This is a genomic window from Streptomyces sp. NPDC058307, from assembly GCF_042880295.1.
In the GTDB taxonomy this organism is placed as follows: Bacteria; Actinomycetota; Actinomycetes; order Streptomycetales; family Streptomycetaceae; genus Streptomyces.
The window spans coordinates 1-2,201 of sequence record NZ_JBHVYZ010000163.1 but is presented as its reverse complement, the minus strand read 5'-3'; the positions used below and the strand labels follow the sequence as shown (position 1 = coordinate 2,201).

Below are 2,201 nucleotides of genomic sequence, written 5' to 3'. Positions count from 1 at the left end.
CTCCCCACCTACGCCTTCCAACGCGACCACTACTGGCTCGCGCCCGCCGGCCCGGCGTCCGAGGTCCGGGTCGAGCTGCCGTCGGTTCCCGTGTCCGAGGTACCCGAGGGGTTCCCGCGACGGGTGGCCGACGCGGCCACCCCTGCTCAGCAGAAGCGTGTCGTGCTGGACGAGGTGTGCCGTCACGCGGCGGCGGTGCTGGGCTGGTCGTCAGCCGGTGAGGTGGAGGTCCGGCAGGCCTTCCGGGACTTCGGCTTCGATTCTCTGACCGGGGTCGAGCTGCGCAACCGGCTTGTCGCGGCGACGGGCGTGGCCCTCGCGCCGACCGTCGTGTTCGACCACCCGACCCCCTTGGCACTCGCCGAGCACCTCCGTGACCGGATCCTGGGCACGGGCACGGGCACGGGCACGGGCACGGGCACGGGCGCGGCCGTGTCCGCCGCGTCCGTCGCCTCGCAGGAACCGATCGCGATCGTGTCCGTCGGCTGCCGCTTCCCGGGCGGAGTCCGGTCACCGGAAGACCTGTGGGAACTGCTCCTGTCGGACCAGGAGGTGATCTCCGGGTTCCCGGCGGACCGGGGTTGGGACCTCGACGCGCTGTACCACCCCGACACCACACGACCCGGCAGCTGCTACGTCCACCAGGGCGGATTCCTGCACGACGCGGCGGAGTTCGACGCCCCCTTCTTCGGGCTGTCGCCGCGGGAGGCGCTGGCGATGGATCCGCAGCAGCGGCTGCTGCTGGAGACCTCCTGGGAGACCCTGGAACGCGCGGGTCTCGACCCGCTGTCGCTACGGGGCAGCCGAACGGGAGTCTTCGTCGGCTTCGTCCCGCAGGGCTACGGCAGCGGTGCGGCCGACACCAAGGGGACGGAGGGGTATCTCTTCACCGGGGCCGCGGGCAGCGTGGCGTCCGGCCGGATCGCCTACACCCTCGGGCTGACCGGTCCGGCCATCACCGTGGACACGGCATGTTCGTCCTCGCTGGTCGCGCTGCACCTGGCCGTTCAGTCGCTGCGCAGCGGCGAATGCGGTATGGCGCTTGTCGGCGGAGTCAGCGTCATGACCACTCCCGGGATCTTCACCGAGTTCAGCCATCAGCGCGGACTGTCCCCCGACGGCCTCTGCAAGCCCTTCGCCGCCGCCGCGGACGGCACCGCCTGGGCGGAGGGCGTCGGTGTCCTGTTGGTGGAGCGGTTGTCCGACGCCCGGCGCAACGGGCATCAGGTTCTGGCGGTCGTACGGGGCTCCGCGCTGAACCAGGACGGCGCGTCCAACGGCCTCACCGCGCCCAATGGTCCGTCCCAGGAACGCGTCATCCGCCAGGCCCTGGCGAACGCTGGGGTGCCTGCGTCCGGGGTGGATGTGGTGGAGGCGCACGGTACGGGGACGAAGCTGGGTGATCCGATCGAGGCGCAGGCTCTGCTGGCGACGTACGGGCAGGATCGTCCGGCTGAACGGCCGGTGTTGTTGGGGTCGTTGAAGTCGAACATCGGTCATACGCAGGCTGCTGCGGGTGTGGCCGGTGTGATCAAGATGGTGATGGCGATACGGCACGGAGTCGTGCCCGCGACCTTGCATGTCGACGAGCCGTCGCCGTACGTGGACTGGTCCACGGGTGCGTTGAAGTTGGTGACCGAGCACGCCGAGTGGCCCGAGGCGGACCGGGCGCGGCGGGCGGCGGTCTCGTCGTTCGGGGTGAGCGGGACCAATGCGCATGTGATCGTGGAGGAGGCTCCGCCGGTCGAGGTTCCTGCCGATGCCGATGCCGATGCCGATGCCGATGCCACTGCGGTTTCTGTTGGTGGTGTTGTGCCGTGGGTGGTGTCGGGTCGGTCGGTGGCGGGGTTGCGGGCGCAGGCGGCGCGGTTGCGGGAGTTCGCTGCCGAGGACGTTGCCTCTGTCTCGGACGTCGGGTGGTCCCTGGCCACGCGTCGGGCGGCGTTGGAGCATCGTGCGGTGGTGGTGGCCGGGGACCGGGAGGGGTTCCTCGCCGGGCTGGACGCGATCGCGGCTGGTGAGCCTGCCGCGAACGTGGTCAGTGGCACGCCCGTCACGAGCGAGGGTGACACCGGTGCGGTGTTCGTGTTTCCGGGTCAGGGTTCGCAGTGGGTGGGGATGGCTGCGGAACTTCTGGACAGTTCGCCGGTGTTCGCCGAGTCCGTGGACAGGTGCGCCGAGGCGCTCACCCCGTATGTCGA

Annotated in this window: 1 protein-coding gene; it reads left to right on the top strand. The window is 70.6% G+C overall.

The features are described 5' to 3' along the window. Positions 1-2,201, top strand: a 2,201-nt coding sequence (locus ACFVYN_RS41280; RefSeq protein ID WP_390008064.1) for a beta-ketoacyl synthase N-terminal-like domain-containing protein, incomplete at both ends; no start/stop codon positions are given.